This is a genomic window from Chelatococcus sp. YT9 (genome assembly GCF_018398315.1).
Lineage (GTDB): Bacteria > Pseudomonadota > Alphaproteobacteria > Rhizobiales > Beijerinckiaceae > Chelatococcus.
Window position 1 is genome coordinate 3,296,164 of the sequence record NZ_JAHBRW010000001.1, and the last position, 19,530, is coordinate 3,315,693.

Annotated in this window: 27 protein-coding genes and 1 pseudogene; 23 read left to right on the plus strand and 5 right to left on the minus strand. The window is 59.9% G+C overall.

Features of this window, described 5'->3' with window-relative positions; translation table 11 throughout:
- Positions 1–44 precede the first annotated feature (44 nt).
- The 21 genes from KIO76_RS15105 to KIO76_RS15200 all read left to right on the plus strand — a co-directional run bounded on the left by KIO76_RS15105 (position 45) and on the right by KIO76_RS15200 (position 14,075).
- Positions 45–260: a hypothetical protein gene (locus tag KIO76_RS15105; protein ID WP_213324029.1), complete on the plus strand. Its 216-nt coding sequence runs from the start codon at positions 45–47 to the stop codon at positions 258–260.
- On the plus strand, positions 257–421 hold the full coding sequence (locus KIO76_RS15110) for a hypothetical protein (RefSeq protein WP_213324030.1): 165 nt from the start codon (positions 257–259) through the stop codon (positions 419–421). Before KIO76_RS15105 ends, KIO76_RS15110 begins: the two co-directional genes overlap by 4 nt.
- A gap of 378 nt (positions 422–799) precedes the next feature.
- Positions 800–1,171, plus strand: a complete 372-nt coding sequence (locus tag KIO76_RS15115) for a hypothetical protein (RefSeq protein ID WP_213324031.1) — start codon at positions 800–802, stop codon at positions 1,169–1,171.
- Positions 1,168–1,932 carry a hypothetical protein gene (locus KIO76_RS15120; protein WP_213324032.1) on the plus strand — a complete coding sequence of 255 codons (765 nt, stop codon included), beginning with the start codon at positions 1,168–1,170 and terminating at the stop codon, positions 1,930–1,932. The genes KIO76_RS15115 and KIO76_RS15120 overlap by 4 nt, the downstream gene beginning before the upstream one ends.
- On the plus strand, positions 1,929–2,306 hold the full coding sequence (locus KIO76_RS15125; RefSeq protein ID WP_213324033.1) for a hypothetical protein: 378 nt from the start codon (positions 1,929–1,931) through the stop codon (positions 2,304–2,306). The genes KIO76_RS15120 and KIO76_RS15125 overlap by 4 nt, the downstream gene beginning before the upstream one ends.
- Entirely contained in the window at positions 2,303–2,836 is a 534-nt protein-coding gene (locus KIO76_RS15130; RefSeq protein WP_213324034.1) for a GcrA family cell cycle regulator, read from the plus strand. Before KIO76_RS15125 ends, KIO76_RS15130 begins: the two co-directional genes overlap by 4 nt.
- Complete coding sequence (locus tag KIO76_RS15135) at positions 2,833–3,204, plus strand: RusA family crossover junction endodeoxyribonuclease (protein WP_213324035.1); 372 nt, start codon at positions 2,833–2,835, stop codon at positions 3,202–3,204. The genes KIO76_RS15130 and KIO76_RS15135 overlap by 4 nt, the downstream gene beginning before the upstream one ends.
- On the plus strand, positions 3,201–3,698 hold the full coding sequence (locus KIO76_RS15140; protein WP_213324036.1) for a helix-turn-helix domain-containing protein: 498 nt from the start codon (positions 3,201–3,203) through the stop codon (positions 3,696–3,698). Before KIO76_RS15135 ends, KIO76_RS15140 begins: the two co-directional genes overlap by 4 nt.
- Positions 3,695–3,874: a hypothetical protein gene (locus tag KIO76_RS15145; RefSeq protein WP_213324037.1), complete on the plus strand. Its 180-nt coding sequence runs from the start codon at positions 3,695–3,697 to the stop codon at positions 3,872–3,874. Before KIO76_RS15140 ends, KIO76_RS15145 begins: the two co-directional genes overlap by 4 nt.
- A complete protein-coding gene (locus KIO76_RS15150; protein WP_213324038.1) occupies positions 3,871–5,289 on the plus strand; it encodes a replicative DNA helicase in 1,419 nt (472 codons plus the stop codon). Before KIO76_RS15145 ends, KIO76_RS15150 begins: the two co-directional genes overlap by 4 nt.
- Positions 5,286–5,810, plus strand: a complete 525-nt coding sequence (locus tag KIO76_RS15155) for a hypothetical protein (protein ID WP_213324039.1) — start codon at positions 5,286–5,288, stop codon at positions 5,808–5,810. Before KIO76_RS15150 ends, KIO76_RS15155 begins: the two co-directional genes overlap by 4 nt.
- Complete coding sequence (locus KIO76_RS31755; RefSeq protein WP_502761888.1) at positions 5,713–5,928, plus strand: phage adaptor protein; 216 nt, start codon at positions 5,713–5,715, stop codon at positions 5,926–5,928. Before KIO76_RS15155 ends, KIO76_RS31755 begins: the two co-directional genes overlap by 98 nt.
- A complete protein-coding gene (locus KIO76_RS15160) occupies positions 5,925–6,536 on the plus strand; it encodes a phage adaptor protein (RefSeq protein ID WP_213324040.1) in 612 nt (203 codons plus the stop codon). Before KIO76_RS31755 ends, KIO76_RS15160 begins: the two co-directional genes overlap by 4 nt.
- The gene (locus KIO76_RS15165) at positions 6,533–6,766 is read left to right on the plus strand and encodes a hypothetical protein (RefSeq protein WP_213324041.1); all 234 of its coding nucleotides are present in this window, start codon (positions 6,533–6,535) and stop codon (positions 6,764–6,766) included. Before KIO76_RS15160 ends, KIO76_RS15165 begins: the two co-directional genes overlap by 4 nt.
- A gap of 1 nt (position 6,767) precedes the next feature.
- Positions 6,768–7,874 carry a hypothetical protein gene (locus KIO76_RS15170; RefSeq protein ID WP_213324042.1) on the plus strand — a complete coding sequence of 369 codons (1,107 nt, stop codon included), beginning with the start codon at positions 6,768–6,770 and terminating at the stop codon, positions 7,872–7,874.
- Positions 7,871–8,077 (plus strand): hypothetical protein, encoded by a 207-nt coding sequence (locus KIO76_RS15175; RefSeq protein ID WP_213324043.1) that lies wholly within the window; start codon positions 7,871–7,873, stop codon positions 8,075–8,077. The genes KIO76_RS15170 and KIO76_RS15175 overlap by 4 nt, the downstream gene beginning before the upstream one ends.
- Positions 8,078–9,415 (plus strand): hypothetical protein, encoded by a 1,338-nt coding sequence (locus tag KIO76_RS15180; RefSeq protein WP_213324044.1) that lies wholly within the window; start codon positions 8,078–8,080, stop codon positions 9,413–9,415. It begins immediately after the preceding gene.
- A 49-nt stretch (positions 9,416–9,464) separates the two neighbouring features.
- Positions 9,465–9,893 (plus strand): hypothetical protein, encoded by a 429-nt coding sequence (locus KIO76_RS15185; RefSeq protein ID WP_213324045.1) that lies wholly within the window; start codon positions 9,465–9,467, stop codon positions 9,891–9,893.
- A 44-nt stretch (positions 9,894–9,937) separates the two neighbouring features.
- Positions 9,938–11,185: a tail fiber domain-containing protein gene (locus tag KIO76_RS15190; RefSeq protein ID WP_213324046.1), complete on the plus strand. Its 1,248-nt coding sequence runs from the start codon at positions 9,938–9,940 to the stop codon at positions 11,183–11,185.
- Entirely contained in the window at positions 11,185–12,429 is a 1,245-nt protein-coding gene (locus tag KIO76_RS15195) for a hypothetical protein (RefSeq protein ID WP_213324047.1), read from the plus strand. The genes KIO76_RS15190 and KIO76_RS15195 overlap by 1 nt, the downstream gene beginning before the upstream one ends.
- Positions 12,426–14,075, plus strand: coding sequence for a hypothetical protein (locus KIO76_RS15200; protein WP_213324048.1), 1,650 nt, complete (start codon positions 12,426–12,428; stop codon positions 14,073–14,075). Before KIO76_RS15195 ends, KIO76_RS15200 begins: the two co-directional genes overlap by 4 nt.
- Before the next feature lie 305 nt (positions 14,076–14,380).
- On the opposite strand, the gene cas2 is transcribed toward KIO76_RS15200, so the two are convergent.
- The 5 genes from cas2 to KIO76_RS15225 all read right to left on the minus strand — a co-directional run bounded on the left by cas2 (position 14,381) and on the right by KIO76_RS15225 (position 17,123).
- Positions 14,381–14,668 carry a CRISPR-associated endonuclease Cas2 gene (cas2, locus tag KIO76_RS15205; protein ID WP_213324049.1) on the minus strand — a complete coding sequence of 96 codons (288 nt, stop codon included), beginning with the start codon at positions 14,666–14,668 and terminating at the stop codon, positions 14,381–14,383.
- A gap of 52 nt (positions 14,669–14,720) precedes the next feature.
- Positions 14,721–14,900 carry a transcriptional regulator gene (locus KIO76_RS15210; RefSeq protein ID WP_213324050.1) on the minus strand — a complete coding sequence of 60 codons (180 nt, stop codon included), beginning with the start codon at positions 14,898–14,900 and terminating at the stop codon, positions 14,721–14,723.
- Positions 14,901–14,967: 67 nt separating this feature from the next.
- Positions 14,968–15,180 carry a YegP family protein gene (locus KIO76_RS15215; protein WP_213324051.1) on the minus strand — a complete coding sequence of 71 codons (213 nt, stop codon included), beginning with the start codon at positions 15,178–15,180 and terminating at the stop codon, positions 14,968–14,970.
- Between the two features lie 888 nt (positions 15,181–16,068).
- Positions 16,069–16,365, minus strand: a complete 297-nt coding sequence (locus KIO76_RS15220; protein ID WP_213324052.1) for a hypothetical protein — start codon at positions 16,363–16,365, stop codon at positions 16,069–16,071.
- Positions 16,366–16,772: 407 nt separating this feature from the next.
- Complete coding sequence (locus tag KIO76_RS15225) at positions 16,773–17,123, minus strand: hypothetical protein (RefSeq protein ID WP_213324053.1); 351 nt, start codon at positions 17,121–17,123, stop codon at positions 16,773–16,775.
- On the opposite strand from KIO76_RS15225, the pseudogene KIO76_RS31760 reads away from it, so the two are divergent.
- Both KIO76_RS31760 and KIO76_RS15230 read left to right on the plus strand, forming a co-directional pair.
- A pseudogene (locus tag KIO76_RS31760) lies at positions 17,122–17,460 on the plus strand (cell wall hydrolase); the annotation flags it as partial. The gene KIO76_RS15225 and the pseudogene KIO76_RS31760 sit on opposite strands and share 2 nt — an antisense overlap.
- Before the next feature lie 45 nt (positions 17,461–17,505).
- Complete coding sequence (locus tag KIO76_RS15230; protein WP_249729609.1) at positions 17,506–19,524, plus strand: hypothetical protein; 2,019 nt, start codon at positions 17,506–17,508, stop codon at positions 19,522–19,524.
- The last annotated feature ends 6 nt before the right edge of the window (positions 19,525–19,530 follow it).

Below are 19,530 nucleotides of genomic sequence, written 5' to 3' on the forward strand. Positions count from 1 at the left end.
TGACGAGATAATGCGTCTGCGCATATGATGCATGCATGTCTCCAATGGCGCATATCCGCAAGTCGGTTTTCGGTGTCTCGCAAGCGCACTTCGCTGCGATAGCCGGGGTGTCTCAAGCGACCGTTTCCCGTTGGGAGCGGTTCGAGTGGGAACCAAACCGCGATGAGCTGGCTCGCATCCGCGAGGAAGCCATGCGGCGCGGCATCAAGTGGAGCGATGCCCTTTTCTTCCAGAATGCTCTGAGGGACGAAGCAGCATGACCGCCCTCATATCCTTCTCACTCGCATGCCTAGCCATATGGCTATCCACTTACAACGCAATTGCGGGCGACCTCGTGACAGCCGCCTTTGGCTACACGTTGGCCGCCCTGCTGGTAGCGATTGAGATTGTCGCCGCGCTCCAATCGGAGGCGCAGGCTTGATCTCAGAGCCTTCTATTCCCCTTCGTCGCAGTGCGCCCCCTCGAGCTGTGACGATTGGTGCCCGGAGCATGGTTCCCCCCGAGTGCTCCGGGCACCTTCCCCCGATCGCGTGCGGTTCCTCCCGGACACATTGCCGCGCGCCACTTGCCGGGGGCCTCTTTGGTCCTCGGTCCTTTATTCCCCCGTCCGCCAATTCGAGTTCGCACCTCGATATCGCGGATTATCTCACTGGTGACGTCTCCAAGCGTTCTGAAAGTAAAGACGTCATCCCCGTCCATTCGTAACCCTCGTCTCTGCCCTGTTGCCTCAACAGAGGACAACGGAATGACGAGACCGTTCATCCACAAATCGTGGATAAATCATCCATCTGAGGCGACGATGACCACCGTCACTCTTATCGACAGAGCAAGGCAGGTAGCGGACGACCTTGAGGCGCGTGAACAGCGTCGCAACGGCGGGTCGCGATCAGAAGCAAGGGCGCGCTTAGCGCGTCGCCTGCGGGTCCTGCCCGGGACGCTCTACAACTTGGCGCGCAACCGCCTCAAGAAGCTGGACGCAGAACTACGCGACCGGCTGACGGCCGCAGCTGTGCGTGACCTGCAATCGGAAATTGCGAGTCTGAACAATGCCTTGGACGTGGCTCATCAAATGGGGCTGGCGGAAGATCATCCGAATATTTCGAAGATCAAAGGCCATCTTGCGTCTGCTCAGGCGCTCTTCGGCGAAGCTTATGAGAAGGGACGCGCATGAGTGCCATACCTGATGATTTGGCTCGCGAGGTCGCGGACCTTATTGATGCCTATGACCAGCAAATCGATGATGCGAATTCCGGCAAGCGCGATGCCTTTCAACGTATCCGCGAAGCACTAGAGACCTCAGGTCTTCGAAAAGCGGAGATTGCAATTGAAATGGCCGCGTTCAAGGACGCGATCAAAGAGCGCCGTGTGCGTCGGCAGGACCCAGAGAAGGCGGACGCACTAGACCAGCGCGAGGCTTCGGCAGCGGAATATCTCGACGTGATCCAGTCTCGCACGCGTAGCGCGCGACACGCGCGCGAGGAAAGGCAGCGCCGCAGAACCTCCGAGTCGATGGCAGATCACAAGGAATTCTCGGCAGAGCTAGCAGCGGCTGGGCTGATCAGCCCCCAAGCCCATGCAGAAAACGTACAGATAGCCGATGCAGTGGCCGCTCGTTACGGGAACGGCCCGAAGAATACACCCCAGCCCGCACAACCACCCTCAGTGCAGGACGAAGCAGAGGGCAACCAAGGCTTGGATCAGGCAGCGCAAAAAGCAGAGAGCGTACACTCTCTGTCGGCTGGGGCCGCGCAGGCGGGCTCGAAGAAGCCAGATCCGAGCAATTTCGTCACGGACACCGGGGAGGGGGAGGAGGCGCTTGCCTCCGTTGATCCCGCCCCGGTACCGGACGCAACCAAGCCAGTGCAGCCGCTCGAGGATGACCCGTGGCTGCGGAAGCGCTTCCCCGAAAAATACCAAGAGGCAACGCCATGAGCGAACCACGGTACATCGACAATGACGAGGCCGCTCGCTTGTTTCGCGTGCGCCTTCCAGCGATCCCCATGTCCGGCATCGACGCCCACCCGCTGAGTGAAGACATTCGCTATCGCAGCCTGGTCGCAGCCGCCCAGCTCGTCATCTGGGATCTACTCGCGGCAGGACACCACTACGGTCAGGGAGAGCTTGCCTTGCCTGATGGACGTCTCCCTATCCGGATCGATAGCGATGTTGTCCGAAGCTCCTCGGGATCGCCAGCGATGATGTGCGCTGAGCACGGCCGTGGCGCGGGGTCTGGAGGCTCAAGCTCTCCTTCTCGCCGGTCGGTGTCGCTCCCGCATGTCTCGATACTTGCGGAGGTTCAGCCGTGAACGTCCATGCTACCGGGTTCGCCAACGACAAGGCGATATGGTCCGACGCGACGGTTGAAGTGCTGATCTCGATGCTCGCTGCCGGTCGATCATCTCGGGATATCGCCTCCGCTATCGGTACGACGCGAAACGCTGTCATCGGCAAGGCCAACCGTCTACGCGCGCAAGGTCTTGTGCCCACCTACGAGCGCTCTCCGGCTCAGAAGCCGGGGGGAGTGGCGTCGCCTCGATCTCGAGAAAAGAAGAAGGCTGCGGTTGTTGTAGCCTCTGTGCCAAGGGTGACGCAAGGGATCCAGATCCGCCCTCTGTTGGGTTCATCCGAAATCACGACTGTCGGCATGCCGGTCGCTGAAGTGATGGGCCGGGCAGGGCGCTGCAAATATGGATTGTGGGGCGTGCGCGACTATCCAGAGCTTGAAAACAAGCTCGTCTGCGCGCAGCCGGCCATCCCCGGCAAGTCGTGGTGCCGGCACTGTTACAAGCTGGTTTATTCGCCGCGGGAACAGCGCGCTCGTCGGAGGGCTGCTTGACCGATACTGTCGTCATACAGCTCCCTGTTCCGCCCTCGGCTAATCGCATCTGGCGCATTGCCGGAACGCGTTTGACGAAAAGCGGCAAGCGCGCCCCGAACGTGATTAAGAGCCCAGCCTATCGGGCTTGGCAGGACGAGGCGGGATGGATTCTCCGGTCGCAAAGGCCGGGGCACATTTCCGGGGCTTATGACCTGACGATCACCCTTCCCAAGGTTCGCATCGATCCCGACAACGCGGTCAAGGGCGCCAGCGACATCCTCGTGAAGCACAATGTCATCGATGACGACAAGTTAGCCCGCCGGATCACGATCGAGCGTGATGACGCAGCCGAGGCGATGGTCGTAACTGTGAGGTCCGCAGCATGACAACACAGCTGCTCAATCCCGATTCCCTCGTAACGATCCCTGTCTACCAGCCTGACAAGCGTATCGTGTCGGTGCATGTTCTTCGCTCTGAAGCCGAGGCTCTTGGGCGTATCCGCGTCTTCGCGGCGTCAAGGCCTCTGGAGGAGAATTGCCCCAAGCCCATCATCCTCCCGCCGCACGAAGGGGCTATCACCCGACGCCGCTGCATCCAGATCGCAGCATGGGCGAGCCAGATTGACCGTGAGACGATCTTAAGCCCCGTGCGAAAAGGCGGTGCGGCAAAGGCTCGTCAGATTGCCTATTGGCTCATCCGCCGGTTCTGCGGCTCCACGCTCAATGAGATTGGCCAAGCCTTCGGCGGCAAGGACCACACAGCCGTTCTGCATGGTGTTCGGCGGGTCAATGCCGTTATCGCCCACATGGATCTCGACGGGCTGTCTCCAGAAGACATTGCGCGGGCTCTATGGACCGCAGACTGGAGTACCGCACGATGAACGATTGCGGTCATTCCAACGTCATCGATCTTGAGGCAGAGCGGCGCCGCCGCGAGGAACGCCCTCTGTCCCAAGACAAGGAAGATCCTCTCCCGCTAGGGGATATAGCCCGTATCGTCGTCGATCGGGCTCGTCGAGCCATGGCAGCCAAGCGCAATGCGGAGGCCAGCCGATGAATATGGCTGCTCCCGCGCCGCTCGCTTCCGACAACCAGGCTCTTGACGCTGAGCAAGCCCTTTTGGGCGCGATCCTGATGGACACATCAGCCCTGGAAAAGGCCAGATCCATCGTTGAGGCCAGCGACTTTTCAGAAGAGGTACACGCAAAGATTTTCGAAGCGATGTGCCATCAGCAGGACGAAGGCGGCGTCATCACCGCCGGGCTCGTCAGAATGGTCACGGGCAATGCCGATCTCGGCGGCGTCACAATCACCGAATACCTGACGAAGCTCTACGAAAACGCATCCTCGGTAGCGAACGCAGGGCAATACGCCAAGGCTATCAAGCGGGCGTCTCTCTTCCGTAAGATGGCAGCAGCTGGCGCCGATCTCCTCGAGAGGGCTCGCGTAGCATCCGTCATCGACGACCCGGCGGAAGTTGCTTCCGACACGATCGATATTCTTGATGGGGTAGCGTCGGCTTCCATGCCGGATTCCCTCAGGCGCGTTTCCCTTGGCGAGGCGGCCGTAGAGGCCATCGACGCTGCATGGGACGCACGAAGCGGAAAGGTTGTTCGCGGCGCTCCCTACGGCATTCCAAGCCTTGATCGCAAGACTATGGGCATGAGGCCCGGACAGTTGATCATTGTCGCAGCAAGGCCCGGCATGGGCAAGACAACCGCTGGCGTTGCCTTCGCCCTCAATTCTGCGAAGGTCGGGCACGGCGTGTTCTTCTTCAGCCTCGAGATGGTCGCCAAAGAGCTAGGCGAGCGGGCCTTGGCTGCCATGTGCTATTCGCCACAACGTGAGATGATCACCTATCGCGGCATAGCAGAGGGCTCCAGTCTTTCCGAGGAAGCCTTTAGCCGCCTCAAGAGTGCTGCGGAGCGATACAGCAAGCTTCCATTCATCATCGAACAGGAGGCAGGCCTCACCGTCTCTCAGATAGCCGCCAGAGCGCGTAGGGCGAAGGCCCAGATGGCCCAGAAGGGGCAGAAGCTATCTGTGCTCGTCGTGGACCATATCGGGCTTCTACGGGCCTCTACGCGCTATGCCGGCAACAAGGTGCAGGAAGTCACCGAGATAACCGGAGCGCTGAAGGTGCTCGCCAAGGAGCTTGGCGTGGCAGTCGTGGCATTGTCGCAGCTCTCCCGCGAGGTGGAGAAGCGCAACGGCAACGACAAGCGTCCGCAGCTTTCTGATCTCAGGGATAGCGGCTCTATCGAGCAGGACGCTGACATGGTGATGGCCCTCTATCGAGAGGCCTACTACCTGGAGCGCAAGCCGAACCTTTCTGAAGAGGAAACGCTGCGCCTGCGTGAATCTCTGGATGTGATGGAGGTGGAGATCCTGAAGCAGCGGCAGGGGCCCACGGGGCGCATTCGCCTCTATTGCAACATCTCGTGCAACGCTATTGCGGAGCTTCATCAATGACGGATTGGTTTCGCTCGTGGCACGGTGCCCCGACGGACAACAAGTGGATACTGATTGGTCGACGCGCTGGCGTAGCCCCTGGTGTCGTTTCTGCAATCTTCTGGGCGTTACTGGACCATGCTTCGCAACATGTAACGCGTGGTAACGCAGACGATTTCGACGTGGAAACCTACGCCGCTTTTTCCGGCTTCTCGGAAGAAGACATCCAGTCCGTTCTGCGAGAGCTGCGAGCAAAGGACGTCATCGTTGATGACAAGCTGGCCGGCTGGGAGAAAAGGCAGCCGAGACGCGAAGACGTTTCTAATCAACGCGTTAGGGAGCATCGCGAGAAAAAGAGAGCGCAACATGTAACGCAGTGTAACGCAGATGTATCCGGCGACACAGACGACGATCGTTCTCGACTACTACGCCAAGGTCCCGGCTCTGAGCGCATCAAATCCGACGAATTGGCTGCTCTCCAAGGCGCCGAATGCCTATCTGTACGGCTCACTGCTGGAATCAGCCTCCATGTCCGGCCCTGATGGCAGAATTCAGATCTGGGGCACGCAGTTTGACAGGGCTATGGCAGGCCTGCGCAACCAGGATCGTGGCGCACGGTATGCCCGAGGCAATGCTCGTATCATGGGGCCGACTCCATGAGTGTCACAAACTATACCGAACTCCAGGCACGTGTGGCGAACGAACTGGACAGGGACGACCTCGCCTCGCGTATCCCCGAATGGATCGTTGAGTGTGAAGCGCGGCTCAATCGCGAACTGCGCTGCCCTGAAATGGAGACGACCTCCTCTCTGACGCAGACGGCGGGCGTCTGCCCATTGCCGGCGAACTATCTCGAATATCTGTCGGTGACGATCGCGGGCAAAGGGGAGCTAAAGCCCCTATCGGCCGGGCAGGCGAACTCATTCTTCGGCGGATCGCCTCCCAGTGGAACGCCGCGGTATTTCTCGGCTGACAAGGCCACCTCGACACTGAGGGTTTACCCGACCAGTTCCGACGCCGTTGATGTCAGGATGTATGTGGCGCTCCCTCCGTTGGCGTCGAGCACGACCAACTGGCTGCTCACGAAATATCCCGAGGTCTACATCTACGGGTCGCTCCTGCCGAGTGCTTCATATCTGCTCGATGACGCGCGCATTGCGACTTGGGGCACCCTTCTGGACAAGTCGCTCTCAGAGATAGCGGGCAAGATGACGGGGTCGCGTTGGGGTGTTGCGTCCCGGACAGAGAAGCGGGTGGAGCCGTCGTGATCGCCCGCCCGATTGTAGTCGATGCCAGCGCTCCAGAATGGGTGAGCGGGGTGATCGTGGCGGTTGAGGCCGGCGACGTCGCGACAGCGCCTGCAGGTGCGCCTGATTGGGCGCAAAGCCTTGTTGATCAGATCAATAGAGACGGAAACGTGATCGCGGACGGCAGTGCCCCGCTGTGGGCCCATGATCTCGCCCTCCAGATTACCCTGTCTCGCGCCGAAGGGGCCTGATATGGCGGACGAATACTTCTCTCGGCCGGGTATGCCTGTCGACAACAAATATCGCCCTGAGAACATTCCCGGCTATCTGCGTTACAGCGACCCGCTAACGCTCGAAAAGCTGCCAGGTGGGCAGCTCGTGCCTACCGCGGACATAAGGTTTTCGAGCAACAGCGCGATCGACCAGAACATCCGCAAGAGGTTCGGGCAGAACCTTGGGGCGGCGCTTGGGCCGAAGCTGAACACTGATATTTTCGAGCGATATGATTGGGCCAATCAGCCGCGCCAGGATAGGATGAACATCGACGGGACCTACGGTTCCACGCCGATCCTGACCGAGAAAGAGAAAGAAAGCCTGCAGAAGCAGCAGCAGGCGATGCTCATCAACCAGTTCCGGGCGCAGACCTCGTTTGCTGATGCTTATGCGGAAATTGCTCGCGATCTGTTCGGGGATCAGGGTGGTGAGGGGTACGACCCGACGTATGCGGATCTTGCCTCTGTTGATCCGATGTCAATCAAGGCGTTGATGCAAGACCCGACGCAATCCAACGGGCTGCGCCAGGAAACCCTCGATCTCATCAGCCGCGTCCAGCCCTTTTTAGATCCTGCACGGTCCGCTGACATCGGGATGAATTTCTCGGATGCCTACTACAAGATCAACCCTCTCGGCTTCGTCTCGTCCGGCCTCGACCCGAACTGGAATACGACCAGCAACTACATGTTCCCCGAATATGGCCAGGCGTCCAGCAACATGGGCGATTTCTTCATGGCTGATCGGAGCGCGCAGCTTGAGGCGGATGCACGCAATCAGCAGGCCTATGACGCCTATACCATGTCCAGCGATTATGCCGGCGGATTGATGCCTGAAGGGGGCTACAAGGGTTATTCCACGGCCGCGCCCTATGAGGGGACGAATCCCTTCACCTGGGGCAATGCGCCGGAAATGCCGGCCCAAAGCACGCCCTATCAGGTCCCAGGCCAGCATCATTGGCAGAATTTCTGGCAGGGCAGTGGGCCCGGGTGGAACGGCACCGGCGGGCGCAATGCGGCCGGTGTCAAGAACGCGACCCTCAATTGGGGTGGGCCCTTCGACTTCAAAAACCCGTGGTCAGCAGCATGATTTCTTCCCCCCTCATGACCGATGACGAGATGGTCGCTGCATTCAACGCTTGGCTTGCATCCCAGGTATTCGAGGGAACGGAGGAGGAGCAGGCCGCGTCACGAGACGCGCTGATCGCGAAGCACGAGGCCGAAATGCAAGCGCGTCGGGAAGCGAGGGCCGCGGCGCAGCGCGACTACGACCGCAGGAACGGCCTCCGCTAGATGGATCAGAAAAAGATCGACTTCAGGCCGGGCGTCGTCAAGGACGATTCCCCGCTCGCCAGCGAAGGGACATACAGCGACAGCAACTGGATCCGCTCGCGCCGGGGACGGCCCGAGAATGTGAAGGGCTTCGCGAAATACATCCCGACGCAATTCACCGGCAAGGCGCGCGGGGTCAAGGCGTGGTCAACCCTGGATGGCGTCCCTTGGTTCGCGTTCGGCACGTCATCGAAGCTCTATGCCGTGCGGGATACGGCGCTGATCGATATCACGCCGCGGCGGGCGGAAGGGTCGCTTGATAACCCGTTCAAGACCACAAGCGGCTCTCCGATCGTCAAGGTCCGGCACTATGGCCATGGCCTGAAAGCCGGGCAGAGCATCACGTTTTCCAACGCGATGCCGAGCGGTGGCATCACCATCAATGGCGCGTATACGGTCACGACGGTCCTCAGCAACGACTATTACACGATCACACATTCCGCGAACGCGTCGAGCACGAACGACTACCCGGCGCCCGATCCGCTTGACCCACCCGAGGATCAGGTGTGGCCGAACTACACGCCCGTGTCTGCCGGTGGCCGTGTGGACTATGTGGTTCCCTTCGTTGCGGGCGCTGAAAACGGCTCATCCTCGACGCCTGCCACCACATGGGACCTCGACAATATCGGCGAAGTCTTGTTCGCGAACAGGACCGGCGATCCGATCTATATGTTCCAGCCGGCGCCGAACTATAACGAGATCCTGATCGACACTGGTTTCACGAGCATCGGCAGCACCGGGACGACCAGTTGGGCGACCGGCGGAACAGCCTGGACCAGCCAATCAGGCGGGGTAGCGCGCTTCGTTCGTGTCTCCGGCAACAACCCGAGCAACCTGTCCCAGAATATCCAGGGCAAGTGCAAGCCTGGCTACGTCTATGAATTCAGCGTCCAGGTAAGCACATTTACCGGCCCTGGTGAGTTTGACCTGCGGACGAGCCTGAAGATCCGCATCAATGCGGGCGATCCGGTCCCGTCGCTGATCGAGGTGGGGTCGGCGAGCCTCCCGATCACGAAGGCCGGGACATACAGCATGTTGTTCGTGTGCCCGGATAACCCGATCGATATCGTGATCACGGGCAGGGCTGGGGAGGACACGACACAGGTCAACCTCACAGCGCCAAGCCTGAAGCTTCTTGGCCGCGCGACCTACATCTCACAGGCTCCGCAGACTGTGGACCACATGTTTGCATCCCCACATGGGGATCAACCCCGCGTACACCGAGCTGTGGTGGTTCTACCCCGATGCGCGGGATTCTGGCGGGGCGAACACGGAATGCTCCCGCGCTTATGCCTATAACTGGGCGGAAAACCATTTCCATCCGCATCTGATCGGGCGATCGTCCTGGTTGCCTGATGGGATCTTCGCCAATCCGATCGCCTTTGGCACGGACGGCTATATCTATCGGCATGAATATGGCGGGACCTTCGACGGGACCGCGATGTCCGGGTTTCTCGAGACGGCCTATTTCGACATCGAGGACGGCGCCAATCTTATGCGTCTTGACCGTTACGTGGCCGATTTCACAACGCGAAAGGGCTCGGCGCCATTCGTCGGAACGGTCACGTTGAAGGGCAAGCGCAAGATGCGCCCGCACGGGTCTGAGACGACCGACACGCTTGGCACCATCACGTCATCTACGCAGAAGAACGACTTTATCTTCAAGGAATGCCGACAGATGAAGTTGCGCTGGGAATTCGCCGGGACGGTCAGCAACTGTGATCTTCGCTGGGGTGTCATGTCGGTGAGTATCAAGAAAAGCGGATCGCAGCGGTAGCTCTGCTCCACACCAATTCTATTCTATCATCCTGAGAGGCCGCGATGGCGACGACATCACAGTCCACTTATTACTATCCGTGGATGAACCAGGCGACCCAGGACGTCTACAACTGGGGCAAGGGCATGGTCAGCCCGTGGCTCCAGAACGCCCCGTCCAACGTTGTCGCCGGCATCAACCCCGACATGGAGATGGCCTATGGCTTGACCCGTGACCTTGCCCAGTCGGCTTTCGGGCGGCCGGGCGGCAGCCCCTTCGACTTCAGGACCGATAGCCAAACGACGTTCAATCCACAGGCCAGCTTGGGGCAAGCCGCGCTCGCGAGCGCAGCGACCACCAGCATGGACGATATCACTGGCATGATGTCGCCCTATATGAAGGCAGTGACGGACGTTGCCCTCGGCCGGCTGAAGGACAACAGGGCGGATGCGAATGCCGAGATCGGCGCCCGTTCCGCCGCGGAAAGCCCTTTCGGCGGGACGGGAGAGGTTCTGCGCAAGGCACAGCTCGATAAGAACTATCTGAAGCAGGTCGCGGAAACGACGGCTCAGGGGCGGCAGGATGCGTTCAACGCAGCGCAGAGCGTAGCGACCCAGAATACCGCCAACGAGCAGCAGACGAACCTGTCGAACGCCAATTCGCAGAATGCCATGACGACTGCGAATATGGGCGCTGCAAATTCAATGGAGCAGCTACGGGCCAACATGGCGGGCGATAATGTGTCCCGTCTCCTCCAGGCGTTCGGTCTGCAGAGCTCCTCTGATACCGCCTCGCAGAACCGCCAACTGCAGGCCCTGCAGGCTTTGATCGGCATCGGCAACCAGCAGCGCGGCATTTCTCAAGAGGCGCTGAATATCCCGTGGTCCATGCTTGAACGCCTCATGGCCCTTACGCCCAAGACTTACGACTCGCTCACGACGCAGACGGGAAGCGGCAACACTGCATCGACCGGGCAGCAGGCGCTCGGCGGCCTTCTTTCCGTTCTTGGGCTGGGGACCGGCGGCGGAAGCACGCTTGGTGGCTCGCTTATCACGGGGCTCGGGTCTGTGCTCGGGTTGTCCGACGAGCGGGAGAAGACCGACATCAAAAAGCTCGGCAAAGACGACGAAACGGGCCTCGATCTCTATGCCTATCGCTACAAAGACGACCCGAAGACGTATCCGAAGGTCGTGGGACCGATGGCACAGGATATCGAGAAGAAGTTCCCGCGCGCGGTGTCTGAGGTCGGCGGCAAGAAAGTCGTCAACACCAGCGGCAACAGCAATCTTGCCCGACTTCTGAAGGTGGCGTGATGGCGACATTGCTCGATCAAACCGTGCTCGGACCACAGGCGGCGCAGACCTCCACCTCTCCGCTCGCCGGGATCCTTGGCGTCAATCCAGGGGAAACGATCGGCAGCGTCCTTGGCGCTATCGGTCAGTCCCTGCTGACATCGCCATCCAAGAACCCGCTCCAGAACCTTCCTGTTGCGCTCAACAATGCGAACGCGCAGCGCCAGCAACAGGAACAACAGGTAAAGCAGAAGGCCGCGCTGAAGGCTGCCATTCTGGCTACAGGTGAGGTTAATGAGGCCATGGCCGAAACCATGGCGCAATCACCGCAGGCCGCGCAGATCTGGCTAGAAGAGCAGCGCCGGAAGCAACAGCAGGCAAACGCAGATCGTGATTATAATCTCCGAGTTCGCCAGCTTGATACGCAACAAGAGAGTATCAATCGAACCGACACCTATAAGGATCTCGTGAACGAAGGGCTTCAGCCCGGCACGCCTCAATTCCAGGAGGAATACAAGAAGCGCATCAATGGCGGCGCGGGCGGCAAGTTTGGTCTCAACCCCGTGTACGGCACTGATGCTCAGGGCAACACAGTTCTGATGCAAATCGGCCCGAATGGCCAAGCCACGCAGACGAAACTGCCGGATGGTGTCAAGGTATCCAGCGGCGTCGAGAAGATCGACCTCGGCACGCAGTGGGGTCTGCTCGATAAGCGCTCCGGCCAAATGGTTGGTTTTCAGCCAAAGGACCTTGCTGGGGCGGCACGGGAAACTGCGGTCGGGAAGGCTCAAGGCGAGGCTGTTGTTGATCTCCCGAAGGCGCAAGGGCAAGCGGACCGGGCCCTAGCCCTTATCGACGACATCGAGAAGGACCCGAACCTCTCTTGGGGAACGGGCAAGACCTCCTGGACAACTGCTATTCCTGGAACCGGGATGTACGACTTCGGCCAGAAGGTTGCGCAGCTCCAGGGTCAGACCTTCATGGAAGCTTATCAGTCGCTCAAGGGCGGTGGACAGATCACCGAGGTTGAAGGTCAGAAGGCAGAGGCCGCTATAGCACGGCTGAACACGGCTCAGACCGAAGCGGGCTTCCGCAAGGCGCTCGCAGATCTCCGAGAGGTCATAATTGCCGGCCGTGCTCGTGCAGAAGCGCGCGCTGGCAAAACGGCGGGCCCGGGTGCGCTCCCTGCAGCGGCAGGGGCGGCCTCGGGCGGGGCGCCGGCCAAGCGCCTACGCTTCAATGCCCAGACGGGAGACTTTGAATGATCGAAGTCGAGGCACCAGATGGCACGATCGTCGAGTTTCCGGATGGGACCTCGATAGATGTCATGCGCGCTGCAATGCAGAAGCGTTTTGGGGCACCGAACAACGAGCCGGTCCCGCAAGCGATTCAGGATTACGCCTCTGACGTGCTTTCAGGGGATAAGGGCCGCGCGCGGCCTGCCATCATCCGGGATCAGTTTGAGCGTATGCCCGCGGCGCAGAAGGCGCTGGTCGCTGCTGATGATATTGCGCGGCTTGCCGCTGACGGGTTGTCTCAGGGGTTCGTGGACAACGTCGGAGGCAAGATCAGCGAAGCCATCGGGATTGGGCCCACAACAGATGAGCGGCGCCAGAACACCGAGGATGCAAGATCACGGGCTGAAGCAGCCGGAACGATCGCTGAAATTGGCGGGGCTGTGTTGCCCGCCGCTAGCCTTGCCAAGGCAGGGCTTTCGACGATGCGTTTAGCGCCACAGGCCACTGCAGCCGCGAGTGCATTGCTTCCTGGCGGCTTGGCCGGTGCTGGGGGGCTCGCGGCTCGGTCTGGGCTCATGGCTGCCGAGGGTGCCGGTTGGGGCGCTCTGAATGCCCTTGGTCACGGCGAAGATGTATCAGACGGCGCCCGAACAGGCGCCATCGCAGGAGCGGCTGGCAACGTGCTCGGCGAAGGCGCGTCGAAGGCATTGGGCGCAATCGCCGGACGATTCAACAAGACACCCGACGTGCCCTCGCTTGATGCGCTGCGTGCCGGGGCCGATGATGCATATAGGGCATCGGAGAAGGCGGGCGTCGTCGTGAAGCCCGAAGCAGTGCAGCGCCTGTCTAGCGAGATCAAAGGCGCGCTGGCAGAGAAGGGCTATCTGCCGCGGCTCCAGCCTAAGGTCGCGGCCGTTCTCGACGAGTTGGATAAGGTTGCCGAGGGCAACGTAACCCTGAAGGGCGTTGACGTCCTGCGCCGCGTAGCCAATGCGGCTAAGACAGACGTGGACCCGAGCACTAAGATGCTGGGTGGCGATATCGTAGCGAAGATCGACGGGTTTCTGGACAATCTCAACCTCAACGACGTCCTCACCGGAAACAGGACCGAGGGCGTGAAGGCGCTTCAGGAAGGGCGCAAGCTCTGGTCGCAGGTTCGCAAGTCGGAGATGATCGACGAAGCCATGGAGAAGGCCGCACTTCAGGCGGCATCGAGCGGATCAGGCGCCAATGTGGACAACGCCATTCGTCAGCAGTTCAAGTCCATCCTGAACTCAAAGAAGGGTCGCAATCTGACCGCGGACGAGCGCGCCGCGATGATGGAAGTCGTCAAGGGCGGATCCATGCAGAACCTGCTGCGCTTGTTCGGCAAGCTTGCGCCCACGGGTGTTGTCTCGACGGGCCTTTCGACCGGCATTGGGTCGTTGCTTGGTGGGGCCATCGGTGCTGCTGCGGTGCCGGTTGCCGGCATGGCAGCAAAGACAGCGGCCGACGCGATCACGCCGCGGAATGTGGATCAGCTATCGCGCATCGTTCGCTCAGGGGGAAGCGCTGCGGCGACCCAAGCTGCGCCAAATGCCGTTCAACGCCTTGCCAGCTCGGAACGCGAGGCTCTTTCGCGTCTGCTCACGCAGATCGGCATCCGTGTCCCCGACATGCTTGCGCTTCCGTGAGATCCACCAAAGCATCAGCAGCAGCGTTGGGAACGCTACGTAGTCCCATCCACCGATATCCGGCATCCCGTTGGCACCAATCTTGATGCCGGCCATCATGACAATGGTGGCAATCCACCATGCCGGGCTCAGTGAGTTTGGTTCGTTGGATATGGTGTCCCCCGTGGTTGGCTGAACCATACCACAATTGATAGGAGTTCACATGCGCATAGCTATCGTAGACCTTGTGGCCAAGATCCTTCGGATCACCGTCTACATCGGCGGAGTTCGTCGGGGCGCAAAATACGGCGCTCGCGGAGGAGACTCTATGCCTCAGGAGGATTTTTCTCCATCCAAGCATTAGTACCGGAAATAGCGTTGCCGTAGTCATATTGCCCCCGGCGAATTCTTGTTACCCAAATTCTGTCATCGCTATCTACAAGTTTCTGAAAGTGTTCCCGAATTTCCTTTGCAGTGTTGTTCACGTTAAGTAAATACAGCGAGTATTGGGTCTTCTGCGCCCCCAGTTTATCCATCGCATCCCACAGCGGCTGATAATCGTGGGTGCCCTTGCCTTCGTTCACGAGGTCGTACGAAACTAAGAAAACAGCCATATCCCCCTCCCGTAGCACTTCAGCTACAGCCTAGCAGGGCAAGGGAGAGAGTCTAGGGCTCGGTCATCTCAATGGGCCAATGCTGATTTTCGTAGGCCTCGATAATGTCCGTAAGCGCCGAAAAACGTTCCGCCTCTGCGCTACCGGGCTCAGGCTCATTTATAAAATAGCGCTCTACCTCGACGAGGGCCTTATCGTAATCGGCCTCGGTGGTGATAGCTTTTATATCCATGCGTATCAGCCCCTGCGGGGGCCTATTTTTTTTGGAGCGATTTCTCCAACGCAGGGGCGTTGAACCGCTAAGAGCTGTTCTTCGGCGCGAAAACCGTGGAATTCGAGGACGCGCGCATAATATCTACGGAATACCGACAGTTTTGCTTGCTCGTGTAGCTTTCGCTGCTGACAGCGATCTCCTCGCCGTTTTTGGCGTAATAAACCCACCGCCATTCGCCGCGGTTGTCTTTGTACATGTAGTAACACGGATAGGTCAGATCAGAAGGACGAACGACCATGGATAGCTCCCCCCATTCCCTGTACGGAGTTCGCTATCGCCACAACGGCAAGACCTTTTTGGTCGCGTTCCCCGCCGAGTCCAAAGAAGACGCGGAGTCACGTCTTGAGTCAATTGCGGAAGGCGAATGCCTCGGTGAAATGATCCCGGAGGTGTCCGATTCGGAGCAGGAGAGAGTCTAGGGCCGCGACGTCGTGGAAAACTGATCGTCACCGCCCAGGCCGTACGTGATTGTATAGGCGCCGTTCGCAAGGCCGATATCGTGCGTCGAAGTCCCTCTAAACTCGGTAAGATTGATCGTAGCCATTTCCCCCTCCCAAAAGCCCTAGATCTGCCTCGATCTTAGGCATAAAGCGGGGGTCGAGGGAATGCTGTATGTTGAGAGCCGCTGCTATGCCGCAGACGATCAGATACCAAGCGATCGTGGCCTCAGTGCCCGGTAGGAGGTACCAGGAAAACGCTAACGTTAGGGCCCAAGGCCACGGGCTTGGGGAGTAACGCAATTACCAGCAGGTTCTGGCATATCCGGTGCCGATACAGCCCCTACCGTTGCTGTTCATGTAGCTACCGGTGTTGTGGTTTCCGGAAAAAGAATTCCCGCTTGAATCGAAGCCATTGTACGACCCGTCATGGTTCTGTTGGACGTTCCAAGATGATCCGGTGTTCAAGTTGTTCCCATAGACATGGGTGCCGCCGGAATTTCTCTGAACGCTGTAGCTGTTGCCTGACCGGTAATCGTAGTGGTAGCTCGATTGAGCGAGAGCGGTTCCAGCTAGGCAGCCGAGAACGGCTGATAATGCGACGGCCCTGATCATTTGTGTCCCCCTTAGAAAGGTAACCCAAGGTACACCCCGCCTCTATTGCGGGGCAAGAGGACTCGCTGTACCGCTTATCGTATCCTCGGCCCCATCACCATCGCCAAGCCAGTGTTATAGGCGTTGTTCGGGTTCGCCATGTACGCCGCGCCGTACTGGGCATTCGTCACTTCGCGCGTTGATGAGACCTGCACGCGGCAATTTATGTAGGCGTCGGTGCCTGGAACAGCGCCATAGCGGCGGCATGCGGCGTCGTCCTGAGCATCGACCTTGGCTGTAGCGGCTGCTTGCTGTCGGGCACGGTATTCCGGGTTCAAGCCGCAACCGGCAATCGCAGCGCAGGTCATCAACAATATGGCTAGGCGCATCATTCCCCCCTTGGCACCGCCGGAACCTTAAGCCTAAACTGGAGTAGGGGGAACACTGTATGGCAAAAATCTATGGTTCCGTATGGTTGGCTGGGCTGGTCGCTATCGGCTTCGCAAGCAGCGCTGCCGCGGCAGATTGCAAGTCACTCCACCAGCTCACTGATAGCGCGTGTGGGAAGTTCTCATCTCTCAATGATGCGAGCCGAACCATGAGGCCGGTACCAAAGCCGCATGTGTGCGCTACGTACAAGGCTCTCCTGGACTGCATGCATATCCAAAGTGGCTACTTCGCTCAGTGCGCGGCTGCTCATACTACGACGACTCGGGCGCGACAGGCGGAAGACTCTAAGGGTCTACAGGCGAAGTATCAGGCGACCTGCGGGGCTAAGTGGGGTCCGCCTAAGATCTGATCACTTGCTGCAAGCAGCGAGGCGCCATTCACCGGAAGCGCCCTCGGCATCAACAAGGCGGAACCAGTCAAGGCCTTCGCCGTTGCTGGTCCATTTAACGGATGGGAGCTTGTCCATATCGGCCACGTAGAAGTACGAGGCCGTTGATCCTACTGCTGCGAGCTTCTGCGCCTTCCCTTGGAAGACTAGCGCTGTGAATGGCACGCCATCCTTTGAGAAGGTTCCGATCTTCTCGCCCTTGATCTCTGTCCCGGTAGTTTCGTGACGATAGACAGCCTTGTCCTGCGGGCAGGCTGCTAGCGCCGCTACGGGCGTCGCCAAGAACCCCAGAACGAAAGCTAATCTAAACATGACCCAGGTCTCTCTTTCGGATCGGGACATAGATGCTATTGCGCGGACTGTTCAGAGTGAAGTCGGGCATTGGGCATCTGCTGATCCGAGGGGCGTTGCGGCTGTCGTCGACACTATCGTAAACCGCGCAGCTTCTCCAGCGTTCCCCGATACCATCCCTGGCGTTGTTAATCAGCGTGGCCAGTTCTCCGCCATATCAGGCAATAGGAATGCAGCGGGATCGTGGCAGAACCTGCCGGCAGCCTCGCCTGCTATTCAGAATATCGTCGAGCAGCATCTAACCGCCCGGTCGCTTGGCGCACCTAGCGTTGTGGGGACAAACCTCAACTTCGCCAACCCGAACTATTCGAGCCGAAACGCCCTATCCGGGTGGCTCGGGCAGATGATAACTGACCCTCTCTCGACGGTGTTCGGACGTCGGGGAACGGATGATGTCCACTACCACGGTACGCCGTTTGCCTTGCAGGGTGCGCGGCCGGAATCCGTCGAGATCGGTGTTCCGCAAGATGTTCTTACGGCTTGGGCCGGTCAGATTGCGCTCGGCAACACGGCCATTCCTTATGGCAACCTATTCGACACGCCACGCGAAACAATAGACCAAGAGCAGCGAAACGCTCTCTACGAGACGCTGACAAACCGAACGCAGCCAAATGTCCTCGGACAAAACCTAGCCCCGGAATTGACCGGGGCTTTTTCATTTATGGGGGATCCGGCGCTTGCTGGTTATGACTTCATGCCGGCGCCTTCGTTTGTCGATCCGGTGGAATTTGGCGGCTTCCTCCCTGACATCACGCCTTATGACGTGCCTGCAAACCTCGGACTTGCAGCGCCCGCACAGACACCGGGCACGCTTGCCGGATTTGAAGGGCTGATCAGCAGCCTTGGCCTTGCTGCCCCAGAAGTGCCGGGAGCGCTCTATGGCCTCGATGCCCCTCAAGGCTTCCAGCCGAACATGGATTACGGCGTCGGGTTCAACTTCGGCGTCCCGTCCTTCGACTGGAGCGACGTGACCTCACTGACGGCGCCTCCCTCCAACCTTGGGGTGAGCATCCCTGAAGCTCCGGCTGCGCTCAGCATGAATGATTTCGGGGGAACGGGAATCGACTGGGGAGGTCTTCTGGCGGATTCGTCCCTCGGCAATTATTCCATTGATGGCTTTGACATGTCCGGTGCTGTCCAAGATCTCGGATTGGGTGTGCCGGATGCGCCATCAGCGCTGACCGCTGCGGACTTCGGTGGGGGCACGTCGTCCTATGACTGGGGCGGCATGCTGGCTGATGCGTCGCTTGGCGACTATAGCGCCGACTTCGGCGGATATTCTGCGCCGGCATCGTCTTCTGGGCGGGGGGCGTCCACCTCAACGGCGCCCGGCTATGGTGATGTTGGCGCGAATATCTCTGCGGCGCAGGCCGCGGCGAACAACAATCTCGGGCTGTCGGCCCCGGAGGCGCCGGGCGCTCTTACGGGTCTTGATGTTGCGGCGCCCAGCGTGTCGCTCGGCTATGGCCCGCAAACGGGTGCGAGCACAGCCACGTCACCCGGTAAGGGAGACATGACGATCGGCGCGGTGAATACGGCCGCGTCTCCTGGCATGACAACGTTTGGAGCGATGAGCCCCGCGCTGTCTGGGGTTGTGACCGATGCGCCGCTGGAGTCGCGGGACTATAACAAGGATCCCCGCGCCGCTGTCGAAGCCTCAATAGCCAAGACGGCCGCTGTTGAACCGCCATCGGTCGCCAAGGCCCCGACCTTTGCGGCTATGACACCCGTTGCGCCCGCGCCAGTTGCTCCCACGCCAGCGCCTTCCATCGCGAAGGCACCGACACCCGCCCCGACAGTGACAAGGGCACCAACGGTTGCCCCGGTCACTCCGGTTGTAACCCCGGTCGTTGCACCATCTCTCGCGGCACCGATCAGCGTCCCGACCATCGACTATCCGGGAGTGACATCCTTCGATCCGGCATGGGGTGTGACGGGCCTTGCGCCTTCGGTGATGGACAACCTGTCTGCTCTTGGCGTTGGCGCGCCTCCGGATGGCTACAGCTATGGCTACAGCCCGTTCGGAGACTACTCACTCGTTCATGCGGGGGCGCCAGAATACGCGCAAATCGCGGCGTCGGGTCCAGGTCTGTTCGGTCCTCGCGGCGCGCTTCAAGCCCTCATGGATGAGATCGCCGGCCGCACGTCGGGATCCGGTGGTGGCTTCGACTATTCCGGCCCCTTCGGCTCCCAGTACGGCGGGGGCTGGTCAAGCAATGACCTAAGCGACGCGATCCAGTCCGGTGACTACGGCGGATGGGGTGGTGATAGCGGCGGGTACGGAGGAGGGGGCTACGGAGGTGGCTACGGCGACTCCGGCGGATATGGCGGGGCAGACCCCGCTGGCAACAACGGCAACTAAGACGAT

Excerpts from the sequence above, each read along its gene's own strand:
- KIO76_RS15105 (WP_213324029.1), top strand. The coding sequence starts at position 45 with ATGGCGCATATCCGCAAGTCGGTTTTCGGTGTCTCGCAAGCGCACTTC.
- KIO76_RS15110 (WP_213324030.1), top strand. The coding sequence starts at position 257 with ATGACCGCCCTCATATCCTTCTCACTCGCATGCCTAGCCATATGGCTA.
- KIO76_RS15115 (WP_213324031.1), top strand. The coding sequence starts at position 800 with ATGACCACCGTCACTCTTATCGACAGAGCAAGGCAGGTAGCGGACGAC.
- KIO76_RS15120 (WP_213324032.1), top strand. The coding sequence starts at position 1,168 with ATGAGTGCCATACCTGATGATTTGGCTCGCGAGGTCGCGGACCTTATT.
- KIO76_RS15125 (WP_213324033.1), top strand. The coding sequence starts at position 1,929 with ATGAGCGAACCACGGTACATCGACAATGACGAGGCCGCTCGCTTGTTT.
- KIO76_RS15140 (WP_213324036.1), top strand. The coding sequence starts at position 3,201 with ATGACAACACAGCTGCTCAATCCCGATTCCCTCGTAACGATCCCTGTC.
- KIO76_RS15145 (WP_213324037.1), top strand. The coding sequence starts at position 3,695 with ATGAACGATTGCGGTCATTCCAACGTCATCGATCTTGAGGCAGAGCGG.
- KIO76_RS15150 (WP_213324038.1), top strand. The coding sequence starts at position 3,871 with ATGAATATGGCTGCTCCCGCGCCGCTCGCTTCCGACAACCAGGCTCTT.
- KIO76_RS15155 (WP_213324039.1), top strand. The coding sequence starts at position 5,286 with ATGACGGATTGGTTTCGCTCGTGGCACGGTGCCCCGACGGACAACAAG.
- KIO76_RS15160 (WP_213324040.1), top strand. The coding sequence starts at position 5,925 with ATGAGTGTCACAAACTATACCGAACTCCAGGCACGTGTGGCGAACGAA.
- KIO76_RS15170 (WP_213324042.1), top strand. The coding sequence starts at position 6,768 with ATGGCGGACGAATACTTCTCTCGGCCGGGTATGCCTGTCGACAACAAA.
- KIO76_RS15175 (WP_213324043.1), top strand. The coding sequence starts at position 7,871 with ATGATTTCTTCCCCCCTCATGACCGATGACGAGATGGTCGCTGCATTC.
- KIO76_RS15180 (WP_213324044.1), top strand. The coding sequence starts at position 8,078 with ATGGATCAGAAAAAGATCGACTTCAGGCCGGGCGTCGTCAAGGACGAT.
- KIO76_RS15190 (WP_213324046.1), top strand. The coding sequence starts at position 9,938 with ATGGCGACGACATCACAGTCCACTTATTACTATCCGTGGATGAACCAG.
- KIO76_RS15195 (WP_213324047.1), top strand. The coding sequence starts at position 11,185 with ATGGCGACATTGCTCGATCAAACCGTGCTCGGACCACAGGCGGCGCAG.
- KIO76_RS15200 (WP_213324048.1), top strand. The coding sequence starts at position 12,426 with ATGATCGAAGTCGAGGCACCAGATGGCACGATCGTCGAGTTTCCGGAT.
- cas2 (WP_213324049.1), bottom strand. The coding sequence starts at position 14,668 with ATGGCTGTTTTCTTAGTTTCGTACGACCTCGTGAACGAAGGCAAGGGC.
- KIO76_RS15210 (WP_213324050.1), bottom strand. The coding sequence starts at position 14,900 with ATGGATATAAAAGCTATCACCACCGAGGCCGATTACGATAAGGCCCTC.
- KIO76_RS15215 (WP_213324051.1), bottom strand. The coding sequence starts at position 15,180 with ATGGTCGTTCGTCCTTCTGATCTGACCTATCCGTGTTACTACATGTAC.
- KIO76_RS15220 (WP_213324052.1), bottom strand. The coding sequence starts at position 16,365 with ATGATGCGCCTAGCCATATTGTTGATGACCTGCGCTGCGATTGCCGGT.
- KIO76_RS15225 (WP_213324053.1), bottom strand. The coding sequence starts at position 17,123 with ATGTTTAGATTAGCTTTCGTTCTGGGGTTCTTGGCGACGCCCGTAGCG.
- KIO76_RS15230 (WP_249729609.1), top strand. The coding sequence starts at position 17,506 with ATGATAACTGACCCTCTCTCGACGGTGTTCGGACGTCGGGGAACGGAT.